The organism is Roseospira marina (assembly GCF_014197855.1).
Lineage (GTDB): Bacteria > Pseudomonadota > Alphaproteobacteria > Rhodospirillales > Rhodospirillaceae > Rhodospira > Rhodospira marina.
On the sequence record NZ_JACIGJ010000003.1, the window covers coordinates 292,489 to 309,811 of the forward strand.

Sequence of the window (17,323 nt, forward strand, 5' to 3'; positions counted from 1 at the left end):
GCTCCTGATGCGAACCACTCCCTTTCAGGAGCGATCCGCCCTAAACGTTCCGGGCGAAGCGGGCGATGGCGCTGGCCGGCACCAGGGCAAAGCCGCGCGTCCGCGCCGGCTCGATCCAGTCCGACAGCGCCGCGATGGTCGCATCACGCGGATGGCCGATGGCGACCGCATGGCCGTGGCGGGCCGCCACGCGCTCCAGTTCCGCCAGCGCCTTGTCCGCCGGACCGCGTCCGGGGATGTGGTCGATGAACACCGCCCGCTCCAGGAACGGCACCCCGGCGGACAGCGCCAGACGCGGCGCGACCGACGATCCGGTGGTGCGGCTGTCCAGGAACAGCAGTTCGCGGCGGCGGGCCACGTCCATCACCACCCGCATGCCCGCCGTGTTGGCGGTGTAGCGCGAACCCATGTGGTTGTTCAGCCCGATATAACCGGAGAACGCCGTCAGCGCACGCTCCAGCCGGCGCCGGTTCTCCGCCGCCGGCAGATCGACCAGCAGGGCGCCCGGCCCGGGATCGACGGTGGCGCTGCCCGGCTGCATGGGCATGTGCAGCATCAGCTCGTGCCCCTGCGCCCGCCCGGCGGCGGTTTGCGCCGACAAATCCCCCGCATACGCCATGAAGGACAGCGTCAACGGCCCGGGCAGCGCGAGAACCTGGCGCGTGCGGCCCCGGTCAAGGCCGAGATCGTCGATCACCACGCTGATCATCGGGCGCTGGCCCGGATGGGCGACGTTGAGTGCGTTGGCCAGCCACAACGGCGCGCCCGGGGCGGCCGGGACGCTCGGCGGCGCGAGCACCGGGGGCCGCGTCGTCAGCGCCACCTGGACCGGCCGCTGATGGTGGCCCTCTTCCGGCTTCGGCCCCGGCGCAGGAACCGGCGCGAGGGCCGCGACCGCGTCCGGCTCCGGCGGCAGGGACTCGGCCGACGGTGTCGCCCGGTTCGAACCCGTGAGGGCGGGCGCCCGAGACTCCAGGATCGAGGAGTCCGCCGTCGGCGGCAGGCTGGCCAGCACGGAGCGGTCCGGCACCGCCACGCGCGGCGCCACCGTCGGCGACGCCAGCACGTCCGGCGACGCCCCTTCGGCCATCGGCAGGTCGATGCGCACCGACTCGGGCGGCGGCACGTCTGCGACCGTCACCGTGCCGGGCCGGATGCGATGCGGCGGCGAGGTTGGGGACGCCTGGGCCACGGGAACGGTGGGAGACGCCGTGCTCCCCTGCCAGCGCAAACCGAGCAGCACACCGAGGCAGGTGACGGCCGCGCCGCCGAACAGCGCGCGCCGGGCAACCCCGCCGGACCCGGAGCGCGTCATGGCCGCCCGCGCGCCCCGATTGCCGGACACGGCCCAATGGGGCGTTCCGCCGGCCGCGCGCGACGTCCGGGACATCCCCACCGCCTTGCCCGCGCGCGCCGGAGTCGTGCCCTTGGCCGCGCGGACCGCCGGCTTGGCGCCGGACACGGACCGCTGCGACGCGCGCCCTGAACCGCGCGGATCGGCCTTCGTGCCCGTGGCCCCGCTTTTCTCCCCGCCGTTCACCCGTGTCCGGGAGCCCGAGCGCGTGCCGCCCGAGCCCTGTCCGCGTGTCGCCATACGCCACCCAATACCTATCGGCGCGCCCCGTTCGGGCCGCCTGTTCACGTCCGCCTATATAGCACCAATCCCTTCAAGGCAAAACCCGCGCCGGATCATGTGTCATGACAACAACGCCAGACAAGCCCCTGACATACGCAGGGTTTATGGCGCAGGCACGGGACGCGACGTCAGTTCGATTCGCCAACGTCCAGCCGGGCCAGATTGTCCCGCGCCGCCGCCGCCTCGGGGCCGTCCGGCGCCACCGCAAGCAGCCGCATCCAGGCGGCCCGCGCCGAGTCCGCCGCCCCGCTGAGGCGTTCGATGTTGCCCAACTCCAGCAACGCGCCCGCATGCGCGGGATCCCGTGCCAGGGCTGCCTCCGCATCGGCCCGCGCGGCGGCCAGCGATCCTGTTCGGCGCAACGCGCTGGCCCGGAGCGTCAGGGCCTCCACCGATCCTGGCTGGAGGTCGAGCGCCCGATCCAGATCGCGCGCCGCGTCCAGATCGCGCCCCTGGTCAGCCCGCGCCGTGGCACGATCGATCAGCAGCCCCGGCAGCACCGACGGCACACCGTCGCCCCGCCGCTCCGCCAGCCCAATGGCCGTGTCCAGCACCGCCTCCGCCCGCCCGGGATGGCCGCCGCGCAGCCAGCCCGCCCCCGCCTGCGCGAGCAGATCGAGCCGCAACGGCAGCGGCTGGCGGCTTTCCTGCGCCAGGGTTTCCAGACGGTGGGCCGCCTCGTCGTATTCTCCCAGTTCGAACAGCGCGACGGCCGCGCAGTGACGGGCCGCCTCGCCGCCCCCCAGGCCCTCCCACGCCACGGCGGCGCCGAACGCATCGCGCGGCCGCTCGCGCGTCAAGGCCATACACTGGGCGTAGGCGGCCGCCGGGTCCTCGACCGGCAACGACGCCGCCCACGTCGGGCCGGCCGCGGCGAGGCAAAGCAACAGGGCCGCAGACGGAAGGGCGGCACAAAGCCGCCGCGCGAGTTGTGTCTGGAACATCATGCGTGATCGTAATCCGGCGCGAGGCAGCCCGTCACGGCTCGCGTTGCCCTCTCGTCACGGGCCCCTCCTCGCCCTATGTGTGGGAGGCCCTTTCACACTGGCGGATAGAGCCCCATGCTTCCCCACTCCGCGTCCTCCCCCCCCACCCTTTTGTGCCTGGGAATGGGCTACACCGCGCGGCGTCTCGGCCACCGGCTGCAGGCCGAGGGCTGGCACGTGGCCGGCACCGCGCGCCCGTCGACCGGAACGGCCGCCCTGACCGCCGAGGGGTTCGAGGCCCTGCTGTTCGACCGCGCGACCCCACTATCGGTCGAGACCCTGAACCGGTTCGGTCATATTCTTGTGTCCGTCCCGCCGGACGAGGCCGGGGATCCCGTGCTGGATACGATGAGCGACGCTCTGGCCCAAGCGGAGACCCCACGCTGGATCGGGTATCTCTCCACGACCGGAGTCTATGGCGACACCGGGGGCGCCTGGGTGGACGAGACCAGCCCGACCGAGCCGACCCAACCGCGCTCGATCCGGCGCCGAGAGGCCGAGTCGGCCTGGCTCGACCTGCATCGCCGGCACGGCCGCCCGGTCGAGGTGTTCCGTCTGGCTGGCATCTATGGTCCGGGACGCAGCGCCCTGGACACGGTCCGCGCTGGCCGCGCCCACCGGGTCATCAAGCCGGGTCATGTGGTCTGCCGTATTCACGTCGACGACATCGGGCGGATGCTGCGCGCGGCCATGGCCACCCCGTCGCCGGGCTGGGTGTTCAACGGCGCCGACGACGAGCCGGCGCCGCCACAGGATGTGATCGCCGAGGCTTGCGCGCTTTTGGGCGTAACCACGCCGCCCGAGGTCGCGTTGGAGGACGCCGATCTGTCGCCGATGGCGCGCAGCTTTTATGCCGATACGCGCCGGGTTGGGAACAGCCGCATCAAGGACCGTCTCGGCGTCACGCTGCGGTATCCGACCTATCGTGAGGGGCTCCGCGCCATCCTGGCGGACTCGCCCGGCGTGGCGCAGGCGGCGGCCCGCTCGGCAACAGGTCGATGAGCGACGCCGTGGAGCAACGAGAGCCGCGCATCGGACTCGTGTTGCTGGCCGCCGGCATGGGCCGGCGCATGGCTGGACCGAACAAACTTTTGCTGGACCTGGGCGGTATGCCCGTGGTGCGACGGGCCGCATTGCCGCTGTGCGTCGCCTTGCCACACACCGCGCCGCGCATCGTCGTCACCGGCCGCGATCCGGAGGCCGTGACGGCGGCGCTGGCCGGGCTGGGCTTCACATCCGCACACAACCCCTGCCCCAACGACGGCATGGGCGCCTCGCTGGCGGTGGGCGTGACCGCCCTGCCGCCGGATCTCGACGCCATCCTGGTCGCGCTCGGCGACATGCCGGGGCTCTGCCCCGAAACGGTGGACACGCTGATCGCGGCCTTCAGCGGGGACTCGGATCCGGCGCACACCATCTGCCGGCCGTTCCTGGACGGACAGCCGGGCCACCCGGTGCTCTGGGGCGCGGACCATCGGCCGGCGCTCGCAGCGCTGACCGGGGATCGCGGGGGCCGGGACCTCATCCAGGCGCAGACCGCACGGGTGCGCGCCCTGATCGTGGACGACCCGGCGGTGATTCGGGACATCGACCGTCCCGCCGACCTGGAGGCCGTGCGCAACGGCATCGCGGGGGCGTAAAGCCCGACCGCGCCCGGACAGAACCGGAGCGGGACAGTCGGAAAACGGTGGTCTCGGGCGCCGCCTCATCGTAATCATGAAGGCTCGCCCCCACGGGCGGCCCGGCCCCCCGGACCGTTCGGTCCCGCCTCCTCCCGCCCACGCGAGGACTATTGTGAGCGCACACGCCGCCACCAGCCACGCGGACCTCTCCGATCTGCATCCCCCCGTCACGCCGTTTGAAACGGGTGTTCTTGATATCGGTGACGGGCACGCGATGTATTGGGAACAATGCGGCGCGCGGAACGGGGTGCCCGTCGTGTTCCTGCACGGTGGTCCCGGAGCCGGCATCGCGCCGACCTACCGGCGCTTCTTCGACCCGACGCGCCATCGCGCCGTCCTGTTCGACCAGCGCGGCTGCGGCCGGTCCACACCCCGGGCCAGCCTGACGGCCAACACCACCTGGGATCTTGTGGCGGACACCGAGCGGCTGCGCGAGCACCTGAGCATTGACCGCTGGCACGTCATGGGCGGTTCCTGGGGCAGCACGCTTGCGCTGGCCTACGGCCAGGCCCATCCCGAGCGCTGCCTGGGGTTCGTGCTGCGGGGCATCTTCCTGTTCCGCGCGCGCGAGGTGGCGTGGTTCCTGGACGGCATGGGCACGTTCTATCCCGAGGCCCGGGACGCCTTCCTCGGGTTCCTGCCAGAGAGCGAACGGGCCACCCCGCTGGAGAGTTATTACCGGCGTTTGTGCGATCCGGATCCGGCGGTGTACGGCCCGGCCGCCGTCGCCTGGAGCCGCTACGAGGAGTCGTGCTCCCGGCTGGTGCCGCGCGTGAGCGACAGCCCGGTGGACGCCTGCCTGCCGCTGGCGCGGATGGAGGCCCACTACATGATGCACGGCGGCTTTCTGGAGGAAGCCCAGTTGCTGCGTGACATCGGCCGGATCGCGCACCTTCCGGCGGTGCTCATCCAGGGCCGCTACGACATGGTCTGTCCGCCGGTGTCGGCCCAGGACCTTCACGCGGTCTGGCCCAACAGCCGCCTTGAGATGGTGCCCGACGCCGGCCATGCCGCAATGGAACCCGGCATCCGCCGCGCCATCGTGCGGGCGTTGAACGACCTCCCGTCACCCCGCCGCTGACAGCCACCCGGCGCCGGTCCCCCATCCATCCGAGAGGGTGGGGGACGTCACCCTAAGTTTGAGAGGGGCGATTACGCGCGGACCGGCGCTTCCTCTCCGGTCGAACCGGCGGCCGTTGCATCCAGCAGCCCCAACACCGTGGCCGCGATGCCGTCCGCGTCGAATCCGGCGTCGATCGCCTGCTGTTCCGGCTTGCCCTGTTCGACGAAGCGATCCGGCATGCACAGGGTCCGCACCTTCAGGCCGTGGTCCAGCAGGCCCTCGATGGCCAGCGTCTGGAGGACATGCGCGCCGAAGCCGCCGCGCGCGCCCTCCTCCACCACCACAAGCGCCTCGTGCTCCGTGGCCAGGGTGCGCAGCAGATCCATGTCCAGCGGCTTGGCGAAGCGCGCATCGGCGACCGTCACGTTCAGGCCACGCTGGGTCAGATCCTCGGCCGCCCGCAGGCAGGGGAACAGGCGCGTGCCGATGGACAGCAAGGCAATGCCTTTGCCTTTCCGCACGATCCGGCCCTTGCCGATGGGGATCGGCGTGCCGCGCTCCGGCAGGTCCACGCCCTCGCCCTCACCGCGCGGATAGCGCAGCACCGAAGGCCCATCATTGTACCCCGCCATGGTTGCGACCATGTGCATCATCTCGCCCTCGTCCGAGGGGGCCATGACGACGATGCCCGGCAGGCACAGCAGATAGGCGAGGTCGAATGCGCCGTGATGCGTGCCGCCGTCGGCACCGACATAGCCGGCCCGGTCCAGGCACAACCGCACCGGCAAGCCCTGCAAAGCGACGTCGTGCACGATCTGGTCGTAGGCGCGCTGCATGAACGTGGAATAGATCGCCACGAACGGCTTGTAGCCCTCGCAGGCCATACCGGCGGCGAAGGTCACGGCGTGCTGCTCCGCGATGCCGACGTCAAAGGTCCGCTCCGGGAACTGCACGCCGAACTTGTCGATGCCGGTGCCACCGGGCATGGCAGCGGTGATGCCGACGATCCGGTCGTCGTGCTCCGCCTCGGCGATCAGGCCCTTGGCGAAGACGCCGGTGTAGTTCGGCGCCTGCGCCGGCGGCTTGTCGAGCGCACCGGTTACGACGTTGAAGCGGCCGACGCCGTGATACTTGTCGGGCGCCGTCTCCGCCGGCTCGTAGCCGTGGCCCTTCTTGGTCACGATGTGAATCAGGACCGGGCCGTCCTGCTTCGTCTCGCGCACATTGCGCAACACCGGCACGAGGTGGTCCAGGCGGTGCCCGTCAAGAGGGCCGACGTAGTAGAATCCCAGCTCCTCGAACATCGTGCCGCCGGTGACGAGACCGCGGGCGAACTCGTCAAGCTGCGCGGCGGCCCGGTTCATCGGCCCCGGCAGATGCGAGACCAGATCCTTCGCCATGTTGCGCACGGACAGCCACGGCTTGGACGACAGCAGCCGCGACAGATAGCCGCTCATCGCGCCCACGGGCGGGGCGATCGACATATCGTTGTCGTTGAGGATGACGATCAGGCGGGAGTTGGTGTCCCCCGCGTTGTTCATCGCCTCGTAGGCCATGCCGGCGCTCATGGAGCCGTCACCGATCACCGCCACGACGCAGTTATCGGCCCCGGCCAGATCGCGCGCGACGGCCATGCCCAGGCCCGCCGAAATCGACGTGGAGCTATGGCCCGCGCCGAACGGGTCGTATTCGCTCTCCGCCCGGCGGGTGAAGCCGGACAGGCCGCCCGGCTGGCGCAGCGTGCGGATGCGATCGCGCCGCCCGGTCAGGATCTTGTGCGGGTAGCACTGGTGGCCCACGTCCCAGACCAGCCGGTCGCGCGGGGTGTCGAACACGTGATGGAGCGCCACCGTCAGTTCGACGACGCCCAGGCCGGCGCCCAGGTGGCCGCCCGTGCCGGAGACGGCGTCAATCATCTCCCTGCGCACATCTTCGGCGAGGCGGTTCAGGTCATCCAGCGACAGATGGCGGATGTCCTCGGGGTAGGTGACGGTGTCCAGCACCGGGGTCTCTGGGCGTCCGGGCAACGCTGCGATCCTTCTTCCTATGACGCCACGCCAATACGGGGCCGTCCGCCGCCGGGCCACACGACCGGCCGGCGCCGACACGACCCACGCGGCGTCAACGATCTCGTTCGACCACGTAGCGCGCCACGGCGCGCAGCATATCGGCCTCCGGGCCGAACACATCCAGGTGATTGACGGCCTGATCAGACAGCATGCGCGCACGGTCGCGGGCGCCGTCCAGCCCCAGCAGGGTCACGAAGGTCGTCTTGCCCGACGCGGCATCCTTGCCCGGGGTCTTGCCCAGGTCCTGCGCGCTGCCGGTTTCGTCCAGCACATCGTCGGCGATCTGAAACGCGAGTCCCAGGTCGCGACCATAGGCGTGCAGGCAGGCCCTCATCTTCGCCGACGCCTTGCCCATGATCGGTCCGGCCAGGCAGGCGAACAGGATCAGCCGGCCGGTCTTGAGCTGATGCATGCGGGTGATCGCCGCCACGTCCATCGACAGATCGCCGATGCCGCGTTCCACCATCAAGTCCACCATCTGGCCACCGACCATGCCACGCGCGCCCGCCGCCTCGGCCAGTTCCCGCACCAGTTCGCAGCGCACGGCCGGATCGGCGTGCGCCACCGGATCGGCCAGCACCTCGAACGCGCGAGTCAGCAGGCCGTCGCCGGCCAGCACGGCGGTGGCCTCGTCGAACTGCCGGTGGCAGGTGGGTCGGCCGCGCCGCAAGTCGTCGTCGTCCATCGCGGGCAGGTCGTCATGCACCAGCGAGTAGGTGTGGATCATCTCCAGCGCCGCCGCCACGGTCAGCGCGGCGCTGGGGGAAACGTGGAACAGCGCCGCCGAATGCACCAGCAGGAACGGCCGCAGCCGCTTGCCGCCGGCCAGCGCGGAATAGCGCATCGCCTCGATCACACGGCTTTCGGCGGTGTCGGGTGCCGGCAGCAGTTCGGACAGGCGCTCAGTGACGGCGGTGGCGGTCTCTGCCATGGCGGCGGACAGGTCGAGAGCCGGACGGGTCTCGCTGGCGGTCCCGGAGTCGGGCATCGAAAGGTCCTCGGGGTCTGTCGGTCGGTGAAGGGCGATCTACGAAAAACGAAAGGATCCCGCTCTAGGGGTCCACGTCCAGGGGCGCGGTGGAGGGGGCGCCATCCGGACCGGCGCCGATGCGTTCGACGCGGCTGCGCGCCTCGGCCAGGCGCGCCTCGCAATGCTTGCGCAACCAGACCCCCCGCTCATAGGCGGTCACGGCCGCGTCCAAATCCACGCGCCCGGTTTCCAGATGGCGCACGATCTCCTCCAGGGCCTTCAGGGCCTCCTCGAAGGACAGCGCCGCGATATCGGGCGGCGGCGCGGACGCGGCCGTGTCGGACTCGGGAACGGGCGAAGCAGTCTTGGACGCCATGGACGCAGGGTATCCGGTTGGTCGGGGCTCGGACGAACGGAACGGGCGCCGGGTTTGCCACCAGCGCCTATAACAAACCGGTCTATCAGCAAACTGCGGCGGCGGGAACCATCGCGAGCGCCGATCATACAGGCGCGTCACCGAATCGCAACAGCGTGGACCCGCCGCACCTATGCGCGCGCCGTGGTCGCCGGCCTCAATCCCCTCGGGCATCACCACCGGAGCCGAGCACCCACGCAAAGGCCGATTCCAGGTACCGCCGTCCGTCGCAGGACTGCCATGTGCCGTGCGCCATGACCACGCGCTCCGGGTTCCAGGCCAGCATGCGGCGCACGCTGGCCCGGGCCCGGCTCCGGCGGAACGTCGTCCAGCGCAGTTCGGCGGGCGCATACCCGTACGGCTCCGTAATCCGCAACAGGCGCGCAATCGGTCGAGCCCAGGCCGGCCAGTGGGCGTGGAGCGTCGACTCCGGAAAATTCTCCGAATAGTCGCCCAGGATCGCCGTGCCGGACGGACGATGAAAGAACACCACCTCGTCCATCAAGACCGACGCCCGCAACCACACCTGGTCGATGACCCCGGCCCAGGCCGTCGGCGCGGTATCCTCCAGAGCCGGCGCGAAGGTCAGATCCGCGCGCTTGCGCTGAGTCGACGCCGGCCCCCACAGCGTGGCATCGGGCCAGACCCGCGCCCAGTCCGCCAGCCAGAGGTGATGGAGCCGGTTCGGGCTGACCAGATGAGTCACGGTGCCCAAGGCCCCGACAGCAAGCCGGAGGTCCTGGGTCAGGTCCACCGGCGACCAGACCCATAGACCGCCGTCGGGCAACCGGACGATCACGGCCCGCGTGGTGTAAGGAAGGCCGTAGAACGAGACGACGGGTCCCTCGACCAGCCAGATGTCCCGGTCGATGGGCTGCAGGGTCATGGTTGCCTCTCCGTTGCGCTTTGGGGTGTGATCGCGGGATGGGGCCGTCCGGCGCGCGCCCCACGGTCGCATGATTCGGCCTGGAGACAGCCACACCACTGTGTTTGAATCGTGGAGATGCGACGATGTTCGACTCCCGCCTGCGCCCGCTGATCGACCCTCCGCTGACCCGGCTGGGCCGGGCGCTGGCAGCCCGGGGAATCACGGCAAACGGCCTGACCCTGGCGGCTTTTGCGCTTGGCGCCCTGACGGTGCCGGCGCTGGCCTGGCACCAATGGGGCCTCGCGTTGGCGCTGGTCCTCGCCAACCGCCTGCTGGACGGGCTCGACGGCGCCGTCGCGCGCGCCACCCGGTCCACCGACCTTGGCGGCTTCCTCGATATCGTCTGCGACTTCCTGTTCTACGCCCTGGTGCCCGTCGGCTTCGCCCTGGCCGATCCCGCCGCCAACGGCCTGCCGGCGGCGGTGCTGATCGCCAGCTTCGTCGGCACCGGCACCACCTTCCTCGCCCACGCCATCGTGGCGGAGCGGCACGGCCGCACCACCGAGGCCCAGGGCCGAAAGAGCTTCTATTATATGAGCGGCCTGATGGAGGGGGGCGAGACGGTGGCGTTCCTCATCGCCTTCTGCCTGTGGCCGACCGGATTCCCGCTGTTGGCCGGGATCATGGCAGCGCTGTGTGCGGTGTCCACGGCCGGGCGCGTGTGGCTCACGACACGCACATTCGGCGGTACGTAGACGCCGCCGTGGCGACCGATGGCTTTTGCTTGAGCGGACCGGGCGGGCGGTCTACACCCCGCCCATGATGACCCCAAACTCTACGTCCGACACCACGCCCGACTCCGCACCCGTGTTCCGCTACACCCGCCATGCTCAGGACGGCCAAGCCCGCCTTGGCCGGGTGGAGACCGCGCACGGCGCCTTCGACACGCCCGCCTTCATGCCGGTGGGAACCGCCGGCACCGTCAAGGCCATGCGACCGGAAGACGTCGCCGCCACCGGCGCCCAAATCGTGCTGGGCAACACGTATCACCTGATGCTGCGCCCTGGCGCGGAGCGCGTCGCCCGCCTGGGCGGCCTGCGCCGGTTCATGAACTGGCCCGGGCCGATCCTGACCGACTCCGGCGGCTTCCAGGTCATGAGCCTCGCCAAGCTGCGCACGATGACCGAGGAGGGCGTGACCTTCCAGTCGCACATCGACGGCTCGCGCCACCAGTTGACCCCGGAACGCTCCATGGCGATCCAGAACCTTCTGGGCTCGACCATCACCATGGCGTTCGACGAGTGCACCCCCTATCCCGCCACCCATGACGAGGCCGCCCAATCCATGCGGCTGTCGATGCGCTGGGCGGCGCGATCGCGCGCGGCGTTCGAGGATCGGCCGGGCTACGCGCTGTTCGGCATCGTGCAGGGCGGGGTCTACGAGGATTTGCGGCAAGAGTCGGCGGAGGCCCTGGTCGACATCGGGTTCGAGGGCTACGCCATCGGCGGGCTGGCGGTGGGCGAGCCGCACGAGGAGATGCTGCGTATGCTGGACCTCACCACGCCCATGCTGCCGGAGAACCGGCCGCGCTACCTGATGGGCGTGGGCCGGCCGATCGATATCATCGAGTCCGTGCGGCGCGGCGTGGACATGTTCGACTGCGTCATGCCCACGCGGTCCGGCCGCACGGCGCAGGGCTTCACGTGGCGCGGCACCGTCAACCTGCGCAACGCCCGCCACGCCGAGGATCTCCGCCCGCTGGACGACGCCTGCGGCTGTCCGTGCTGCCGCCAGTATTCGCGGGCCTATCTGCACCACCTGATCCGGGCGAACGAAATCCTTGGGCCGATGCTGCTGACGGCGCACAACATCCAGCACTATCAGGACCTGATGGCGGGCTTACGCGCCGCCATCGCCGACGGCCGTTTTGAGGCCTTCGCCGCCGACACCCTGGCGGGCTACGCCCTGGGCGACATCCCGCCGCTGGCATGACCGAACGGCGAAGGGCTTCCGCGTCAGACTGAAGCCACCGCCCGCCCGCGTCCGAGGCGGGTGACCCCGGTCAGGCCGGCGATGGCCGTCAGCAGGAACCATACCGCTGCGGGCAGGGGCGTGATGTACACATCAACGTAGTCGATCTGCACCTGATGCGTGTCGTTAAACATCCAACCCCACCATTCAACATCGACATCGCCCGCATCATCGAAGTACGGCCCCACGGCCCGGAACACGAGTCGGTCGATCAGTCCGGTCGCCCCGAGTTCAGCGGCGGAATATACGCTGCTGTCGAATGTGGATAGGTCGGCGGAATACAGTTCCGTATCGCCCAAGTATCCCGTAACGCGAAAATCACGCGTCGGATGGAGAAGCCTATAGGTATAGTCCCCTTCACCGTCATAAACATAACTATCGACAAGCTCGGCCTTCCCCTCCTCCTCCAACGCGAACAGCCCGTCGCAGGTTGATTGGCCGCCATAGACCCAGCACTCGGCGAACATATAATCCATGAGCGTGGAGCCAAATCCCAGGCTGGACAGCGCAAAGACGCCTCCGCCCTGGCGGGTCATCGACACAGGCCCGTACGCCCCCGTCCAGTACCCGGTCATCCCCGGCGAGATCATTAGAGTCCCATCGACGGAAAAGTCCCAGGACGCATCGGGGCGCCCACTGAACACCATGCCATTCTCGGTATAGGTGAAGGCATACGCATACGCAGGATTCGGGGGATCGAACTCAACGGTCCCCGACGAAAAATCCACGACGGCCGCCGAACTCACACCCGGCGCGCCAATGCTCAACATGGCCGAAGCCACCAAAACGGCTGTACGCATGGCCTCCCCCTTCTCGTAGGGCGAAAACGGCACCGCCATTCGCCAAACAAGGTTGAATATGTTGACCGTATACGCTTATTGGATGCCACCGTACGGCCCGCGCGATTCGGTGTCAAACCGTAATAGATTAACTTTTCACGCGTGACGTGGCACGCCCCACCGCAGCGGGTCGGGGTCGCTGATCGAACGCGGCCACGCCGCGCCCGTGCGAAATCCGAACCGAGTGTAAAATGCGACGGCCGGCGGGAAGGCGGGCGAGGATCCGGTCTCCAGGCTGACACGGCGGTAGCCCCGGGCCCGCGCGAGGGCGAACGCAAGCAGATGGCGCAGCATCGCGGCGCCCCCCGTTGAACCCAGGCCCGGTCCTCGCTACCTTCGGGAGACCCGATACGGTCCCGCACGGAGCACGCCCGCCCCATGAAATTCACCGGCACCTCGACCTATGTCGCCACGGAGGATCTAGCGGTCGCCGTCAACGCCGCCGTGACCCTGCAACGCCCGCTGCTGGTCAAGGGCGAGCCCGGTACCGGCAAGACTGTGTTGGCCCAGGAGGTCGCGGAGGCGCTCGGCCTGCCCCTGATCGCCTGGCACATCAAGTCCACGACCAAGGCCCAGCATGGCCTGTACGAATATGACGCGGTGTCCCGGCTGCGCGACTCGCAATTGGGCGATGACCGGGTGCATGACATCGCGAACTACATCAAGCGCGGCCGGATGTGGGACGCCTTCACCACCGAGGGCGGCGCCGTCCTGCTGATCGACGAGATCGACAAGGCGGATATCGAGTTCCCGAACGACCTGTTGTTGGAACTCGACCGCATGGAGTTCCATGTGCATGAGACCGGCGAGACGGTGCGCGCCGCCACGCGCCCGGTCGTCATCATCACGTCGAACAACGAGAAAGAACTGCCGGACGCGTTTCTGCGCCGGTGCTTCTTCCATTACATCGCGTTTCCGGAGCCGGAGACGATGCAGGCGATCATTGATGTCCATTTCCCGGACATCAAGGCGAGCCTCGTCCGCGACGCGCTGGCGATGTTCTACGATGTCCGCGAGGTGCCCGGCCTGAAGAAGAAACCGTCGACCAGTGAACTGCTGGACTGGATCAAGCTGCTGATGGCCGACGATATTCCGGCCGAGGCGCTACGGTCCGGCGACGTCAAGACGGTGCTGCCGCCGCTGCACGGCGCCCTGTTGAAGAATGAACAGGACGTGCACCTGCTCCAACGCCTCGCCTTCCTGTCCAAGCGGGAGCGGCGCTGACGGCGCCCCCCGCCCCTGTTCTTCCCCTTACCCCCCTTTTTTTCCGTACCGGAGCTCTCGTGCGTTCCCGTCCTGTTCTTTTCGCTTGCGCGACGGAACAAACCATGTACGGTACGCCGATGGGACGCGGACGGGGAGCAACAGGCCGCGTTCGGCGCCGCGGCCGGCTCTGGCGGCACTCCGGCCAGCCTTGCACCCGGCCGGACCCGTGTGGAATAAGGGGACCTCATCATGTCGCAAAGCGCGCTCCGCCTCGTGGATCGGGATACCATGGATAAGCAGAAGGCGCTCGACGCCGCCGTCAGCCAGATCGAACGGTCCTTTGGCAAGGGCTCCATCATGCGGCTCGGCCAGCGCGAACGCGCGGTCGAGATCGAATCGGTGTCGACCGGCTCGCTCGGGCTCGACATCGCCCTGGGCATCGGTGGTCTGCCGCGCGGCCGCATCGTGGAAATCTACGGGCCCGAAAGCTCGGGCAAGACCACGCTGGCCATGCATGTGATCGCGGAGGCGCAGAAGCGCGGCGGCACCTGCGGGTTCATCGACGCCGAGCATGCGTTCGATCCCAGCTACGCCCGCAAGGTCGGGGTCGATCTGGACACCCTGCTGATGGCGCAGCCGGACGCCGGCGAGCAGGCGCTGGAGATCGCCGACACGCTGGTGCGCTCCGGCGCCATCGACGTGCTGGTGGTCGACTCCGTGGCCGCCCTGGTGCCCCGGGCCGAGCTGGAAGGCGAGATGGGCGACGCCCACGTTGGCCTGCAGGCCCGCCTGATGAGCCAAGCGCTGCGCAAACTCACGGCGTCCGTGGCGCGGTCGAACACGCTCATCATCTTCATCAACCAGATCCGCATGAAGATCGGTGTGATGTTCGGCAACCCAGAGACGACCACCGGCGGCAACGCGCTGAAGTTCTACGCCTCGGTCCGTCTGGAGATCCGCCGCATCGGCGCGATCAAGAACAAGGACGAGACGGTCGGCAACCAGACCCGCGTCAAGGTGGTCAAGAACAAGGTCGCGCCTCCGTTCAAGACGGTCGAATTCGACATCATGTACGGCGAGGGCGTCTCCAAGATGGGCGAGATCATCGATCTCGGCGTCCGCGCCAACATCGTCGAGAAGTCGGGCGCGTGGTTCTCCTACAACTCCCAGCGCATCGGCCAGGGCCGCGAGAACGCCAAGCAGTTCCTCCGCGATCACCCGGCGATCGCGGAGGAAATCGAGAACGCCGTGCGCGCCAACGAGGGCCTGATCGTCGAGGCCATGATTTCCGGCCCCGGCGGCCTGGAGGAGAACGACAGCGCCCCGTCGGCCGCCAACACGGACGACTGATGCGACACCGACCGCCGCAGCTCCGGCGAAAAGCTACGGCGCACCGCTGGCCGGGGGCGGCGGAACCGGGATGATGGCGCCACCGGAACCTCGATCCCCTAGGGTGGATCGGTGGGCGCAAACCCGCCCCGTGCCGCCACAGGACGGGATGACACAGCCCCCCAAAGCCGTGCTATGACGAAGCACGTGCGGCGGCGGGTGTTAGGTCCCCGCCGGCCGCTTCTCCACTCGCGCCGGATCCCCCATGATCGCGTTCATCGTCCGCCGCCTGATCCAGTCCGTCCTCGTCATGCTGGCCGTGGCCCTGGTGGGCTTCGCGCTGTTCCACTACGTCGGCGATCCGATCAACAATCTGGTCGGGCATGACACCAGTCTGGCCGACCGGGCGCAGCTCCGCGAGGACCTGGGGCTGAACGATCCCTTCCCGGTGCAGTTCGCCCGCTTTGTGGTCAACGCCGCCCAGGCGGACTTCGGCATCTCCTACCGCCACGGCCGCCCGGTCGAGGACCTTCTGGTGGAGCGGGCGCCGGCCACGCTGGAACTCTCCTTCGCGGCCGGGCTGTTCGCGCTGGCCGTCGGGCTGCCCATGGGCATCTACACCGCGCTGAACCGGCGCGGCTGGCTGTCAAAGGCCTTCCTCACCATCTCCCTGATCGGGGTCTCGCTGCCGACCTTCCTGATCGGCATCCTGCTGATCCTAGTCTTTTCGGTCTGGCTCGGTTGGCTCTCCTCGTTCGGACGCGGCGAGACCGTGCAGATCGGCTGGTGGACCACCGGCTTCCTGACCTGGGATGGCCTGCGCGCCCTGATCCTGCCGTCGATCACCCTGGGCCTGTTCCAGATGACCCTCATCATGCGCCTCGTGCGGGCGGAGATGCTGGAGGTCCTACGCACGGACTACATCAAGTTCGCCCGGGCGCGCGGACTGTCCGCGCGCGCCATCAACTTCGGCCACGCCCTGAAGAACACCCTGGTCCCGGTCATCACCATCACCGGGCTTCAGCTCGGCAGCGTGATCGCCTTCGCCATTATTACCGAAACCGTGTTCCAGTGGCCCGGCATGGGGCTTCTATTCATACAGGCGATCGAGTTTGTTGATATCCCGGTGATGGCGGCGTATCTGGTGCTGGTCGCCTTCGTGTTCGTGGTCATCAATCTGGTCGTGGATATCCTCTATGTCGTCGTCGATCCGCGCCTGCGCGTCGGCGGCGCAGCAGGGGGGCACGGATCATGACCGAACCCGCCGCCCGCCTGGATGAAGACCCGGGTCTGCACCGCGTCAGCCGCCTGCGCGGCGCCCTCTGGCGCGCCTGGGACTCCGACATTCTGTACTCGTTCCGCCACTCGCCCGTCACGATCGTCGCCGCCGTGGTCGCGCTGGTCCTGGTGGGGACGGCGCTCGCCGCGCCGCTGATCTCTCCGACCAACCCGTTCGCGCTGGAAACCCTGGACCTGATGGCCGCGTTCACCCCCCCCGCCTGGACACCGGACGGCGTGTCCGAGTTCCTGCTGGGCACCGACGACCAGGGCCGCGACATGCTGTCCGCCATCCTGTACGGCATGCGGATCTCGCTGTTCGTGGGCGCGGCGTCGGTCGTGTTCGCCATGGTGCTGGGTGTCGGCCTGGGGCTTCTGGCGGGCTACGCCGGGGGCTGGGTCGACGCCCTCATCATGCGAGTGGCCGATGTGCAGCTTTCGTTTCCGGCGATCCTGATCGCCCTGCTGGTCGACGGCGTGGCGCGGGGGATATTGCCCCGCGAGGTCCACCACGACACCGCCATCTGGGTCATCATCTTCGCCATCGGTGTGTCGGGGTGGGTGCAGTACGCCCGCACGGTGCGCGGCTCCACCATGGTGGAGAAGAACCGCGAATACGTCATGGCCGCACACATCATGGGGGTGCACCCGGTGCTGATCGCGGTCCGGCACGTATTGCCGAACGTGCTGGGACCCGTGCTGGTGATCGCCACCATTCACCTCGCCATCGCCGTCATCACCGAGGCCACGCTGTCGTTCCTGGGCGTGGGCCTGCCCCCGACCGAGCCCTCGCTGGGCACGTTGATCCGGATTGGCAATGACTTCCTATTCTCGGGGGAATGGTGGATCACCGTCTTCCCCGGGATCGCCCTGGTGCTGCTGGTGTTGTCGGTCAACCTGTTGGGCGACTGGCTGCGCGACGCCCTGAACCCGAAGCTGCGGTGAGGGGAA

16 protein-coding genes are annotated in these 17,323 nt (G+C 69.0%); 9 read left to right on the top strand and 7 right to left on the bottom strand.

What is annotated here, in order from left to right; all coding sequences use genetic code 11:
* Positions 1 to 40: 40 nt before the first annotated feature.
* Together GGD82_RS05745 and GGD82_RS05750 are read right to left on the bottom strand one after the other, a co-directional pair.
* Entirely contained in the window at positions 41 to 1,594 is a 1,554-nt protein-coding gene (locus tag GGD82_RS05745; RefSeq protein WP_150062353.1) for a divergent polysaccharide deacetylase family protein, read from the bottom strand.
* A 170-nt stretch (positions 1,595 to 1,764) separates the two neighbouring features.
* The gene (locus GGD82_RS05750; RefSeq protein ID WP_150062352.1) at positions 1,765 to 2,583 is read right to left on the bottom strand and encodes a tetratricopeptide repeat protein; all 819 of its coding nucleotides are present in this window, start codon (positions 2,581 to 2,583) and stop codon (positions 1,765 to 1,767) included.
* Between the two features lie 114 nt (positions 2,584 to 2,697).
* Between GGD82_RS05750 and GGD82_RS05755 the strand changes: the two genes are divergently transcribed.
* The 3 genes from GGD82_RS05755 (at position 2,698) to pip (ending at position 5,385) form a co-directional block, all read left to right on the top strand.
* A complete protein-coding gene (locus GGD82_RS05755; RefSeq protein ID WP_150062351.1) occupies positions 2,698 to 3,624 on the top strand; it encodes an SDR family oxidoreductase in 927 nt (308 codons plus the stop codon).
* Positions 3,621 to 4,262, top strand: coding sequence for a nucleotidyltransferase family protein (locus GGD82_RS05760; RefSeq protein ID WP_150062350.1), 642 nt, complete (start codon positions 3,621 to 3,623; stop codon positions 4,260 to 4,262). Before GGD82_RS05755 ends, GGD82_RS05760 begins: the two co-directional genes overlap by 4 nt.
* A 154-nt stretch (positions 4,263 to 4,416) precedes the next feature.
* On the top strand, positions 4,417 to 5,385 hold the full coding sequence (gene pip / locus GGD82_RS05765; protein ID WP_246163873.1) for a prolyl aminopeptidase: 969 nt from the start codon (positions 4,417 to 4,419) through the stop codon (positions 5,383 to 5,385).
* A gap of 71 nt (positions 5,386 to 5,456) precedes the next feature.
* Here pip and dxs read toward each other — a convergent pair whose 3' ends face one another.
* The 4 genes from dxs to GGD82_RS05785 all read right to left on the bottom strand — a co-directional run bounded on the left by dxs (position 5,457) and on the right by GGD82_RS05785 (position 9,707).
* Positions 5,457 to 7,394: a 1-deoxy-D-xylulose-5-phosphate synthase gene (dxs, locus tag GGD82_RS05770; protein ID WP_150062348.1), complete on the bottom strand. Its 1,938-nt coding sequence runs from the start codon at positions 7,392 to 7,394 to the stop codon at positions 5,457 to 5,459.
* Positions 7,395 to 7,488: 94 nt separating this feature from the next.
* Positions 7,489 to 8,424 carry a polyprenyl synthetase family protein gene (locus tag GGD82_RS05775; protein WP_246163871.1) on the bottom strand — a complete coding sequence of 312 codons (936 nt, stop codon included), beginning with the start codon at positions 8,422 to 8,424 and terminating at the stop codon, positions 7,489 to 7,491.
* A gap of 64 nt (positions 8,425 to 8,488) precedes the next feature.
* On the bottom strand, positions 8,489 to 8,782 hold the full coding sequence (locus GGD82_RS05780; RefSeq protein WP_150062347.1) for an exodeoxyribonuclease VII small subunit: 294 nt from the start codon (positions 8,780 to 8,782) through the stop codon (positions 8,489 to 8,491).
* A gap of 196 nt (positions 8,783 to 8,978) precedes the next feature.
* The gene (locus GGD82_RS05785) at positions 8,979 to 9,707 is read right to left on the bottom strand and encodes a DUF4336 domain-containing protein (protein WP_150062346.1); all 729 of its coding nucleotides are present in this window, start codon (positions 9,705 to 9,707) and stop codon (positions 8,979 to 8,981) included.
* Between the two features lie 125 nt (positions 9,708 to 9,832).
* Here GGD82_RS05785 and GGD82_RS05790 point away from each other — a divergent pair, with 125 nt between their 5' ends.
* Positions 9,833 to 10,444, top strand: a complete 612-nt coding sequence (locus GGD82_RS05790) for a CDP-alcohol phosphatidyltransferase family protein (protein WP_150062345.1) — start codon at positions 9,833 to 9,835, stop codon at positions 10,442 to 10,444.
* 64 nt (positions 10,445 to 10,508) lie between these two features.
* Positions 10,509 to 11,681, top strand: a complete 1,173-nt coding sequence (tgt, locus tag GGD82_RS05795; RefSeq protein ID WP_246163869.1) for a tRNA guanosine(34) transglycosylase Tgt — start codon at positions 10,509 to 10,511, stop codon at positions 11,679 to 11,681.
* 23 nt (positions 11,682 to 11,704) lie between these two features.
* Here the strand turns inward: tgt and GGD82_RS05800 are convergent, their stop codons facing one another.
* Positions 11,705 to 12,520, bottom strand: coding sequence for a VPLPA-CTERM sorting domain-containing protein (locus GGD82_RS05800; RefSeq protein ID WP_170284276.1), 816 nt, complete (start codon positions 12,518 to 12,520; stop codon positions 11,705 to 11,707).
* A gap of 417 nt (positions 12,521 to 12,937) precedes the next feature.
* On the opposite strand from GGD82_RS05800, the gene GGD82_RS05805 reads away from it, so the two are divergent.
* From GGD82_RS05805 to GGD82_RS05820, 4 genes are all read left to right on the top strand, one after another.
* Entirely contained in the window at positions 12,938 to 13,783 is an 846-nt protein-coding gene (locus tag GGD82_RS05805) for an AAA family ATPase (RefSeq protein ID WP_150062343.1), read from the top strand.
* A 231-nt stretch (positions 13,784 to 14,014) separates the two neighbouring features.
* Entirely contained in the window at positions 14,015 to 15,115 is a 1,101-nt protein-coding gene (recA, locus tag GGD82_RS05810) for a recombinase RecA (RefSeq protein ID WP_150062342.1), read from the top strand.
* A gap of 244 nt (positions 15,116 to 15,359) precedes the next feature.
* Positions 15,360 to 16,349: an ABC transporter permease gene (locus GGD82_RS05815; RefSeq protein ID WP_150062341.1), complete on the top strand. Its 990-nt coding sequence runs from the start codon at positions 15,360 to 15,362 to the stop codon at positions 16,347 to 16,349.
* Positions 16,346 to 17,317, top strand: coding sequence for an ABC transporter permease (locus GGD82_RS05820; RefSeq protein WP_150062340.1), 972 nt, complete (start codon positions 16,346 to 16,348; stop codon positions 17,315 to 17,317). The genes GGD82_RS05815 and GGD82_RS05820 overlap by 4 nt, the downstream gene beginning before the upstream one ends.
* Positions 17,318 to 17,323: the final 6 nt, after the last annotated feature.

What these genes read in the sequence shown, in the direction of transcription:
- GGD82_RS05745 (WP_150062353.1), bottom strand. Translation starts at nt 1,594, where the DNA reads ATGGCGACACGCGGACAGGGCTCGGGCGGCACGCGCTCGGGCTCCCGG.
- GGD82_RS05750 (WP_150062352.1), bottom strand. Translation starts at nt 2,583, where the DNA reads ATGATGTTCCAGACACAACTCGCGCGGCGGCTTTGTGCCGCCCTTCCG.
- GGD82_RS05755 (WP_150062351.1), top strand. Translation starts at nt 2,698, where the DNA reads ATGCTTCCCCACTCCGCGTCCTCCCCCCCCACCCTTTTGTGCCTGGGA.
- GGD82_RS05760 (WP_150062350.1), top strand. Translation starts at nt 3,621, where the DNA reads ATGAGCGACGCCGTGGAGCAACGAGAGCCGCGCATCGGACTCGTGTTG.
- GGD82_RS05775 (WP_246163871.1), bottom strand. Translation starts at nt 8,424, where the DNA reads ATGCCCGACTCCGGGACCGCCAGCGAGACCCGTCCGGCTCTCGACCTG.
- GGD82_RS05780 (WP_150062347.1), bottom strand. Translation starts at nt 8,782, where the DNA reads ATGGCGTCCAAGACTGCTTCGCCCGTTCCCGAGTCCGACACGGCCGCG.
- GGD82_RS05785 (WP_150062346.1), bottom strand. Translation starts at nt 9,707, where the DNA reads ATGACCCTGCAGCCCATCGACCGGGACATCTGGCTGGTCGAGGGACCC.
- GGD82_RS05790 (WP_150062345.1), top strand. Translation starts at nt 9,833, where the DNA reads ATGTTCGACTCCCGCCTGCGCCCGCTGATCGACCCTCCGCTGACCCGG.
- tgt (WP_246163869.1), top strand. Translation starts at nt 10,509, where the DNA reads ATGATGACCCCAAACTCTACGTCCGACACCACGCCCGACTCCGCACCC.
- GGD82_RS05800 (WP_170284276.1), bottom strand. Translation starts at nt 12,520, where the DNA reads ATGCGTACAGCCGTTTTGGTGGCTTCGGCCATGTTGAGCATTGGCGCG.
- GGD82_RS05805 (WP_150062343.1), top strand. Translation starts at nt 12,938, where the DNA reads ATGAAATTCACCGGCACCTCGACCTATGTCGCCACGGAGGATCTAGCG.
- recA (WP_150062342.1), top strand. Translation starts at nt 14,015, where the DNA reads ATGTCGCAAAGCGCGCTCCGCCTCGTGGATCGGGATACCATGGATAAG.
- GGD82_RS05815 (WP_150062341.1), top strand. Translation starts at nt 15,360, where the DNA reads ATGATCGCGTTCATCGTCCGCCGCCTGATCCAGTCCGTCCTCGTCATG.
- GGD82_RS05820 (WP_150062340.1), top strand. Translation starts at nt 16,346, where the DNA reads ATGACCGAACCCGCCGCCCGCCTGGATGAAGACCCGGGTCTGCACCGC.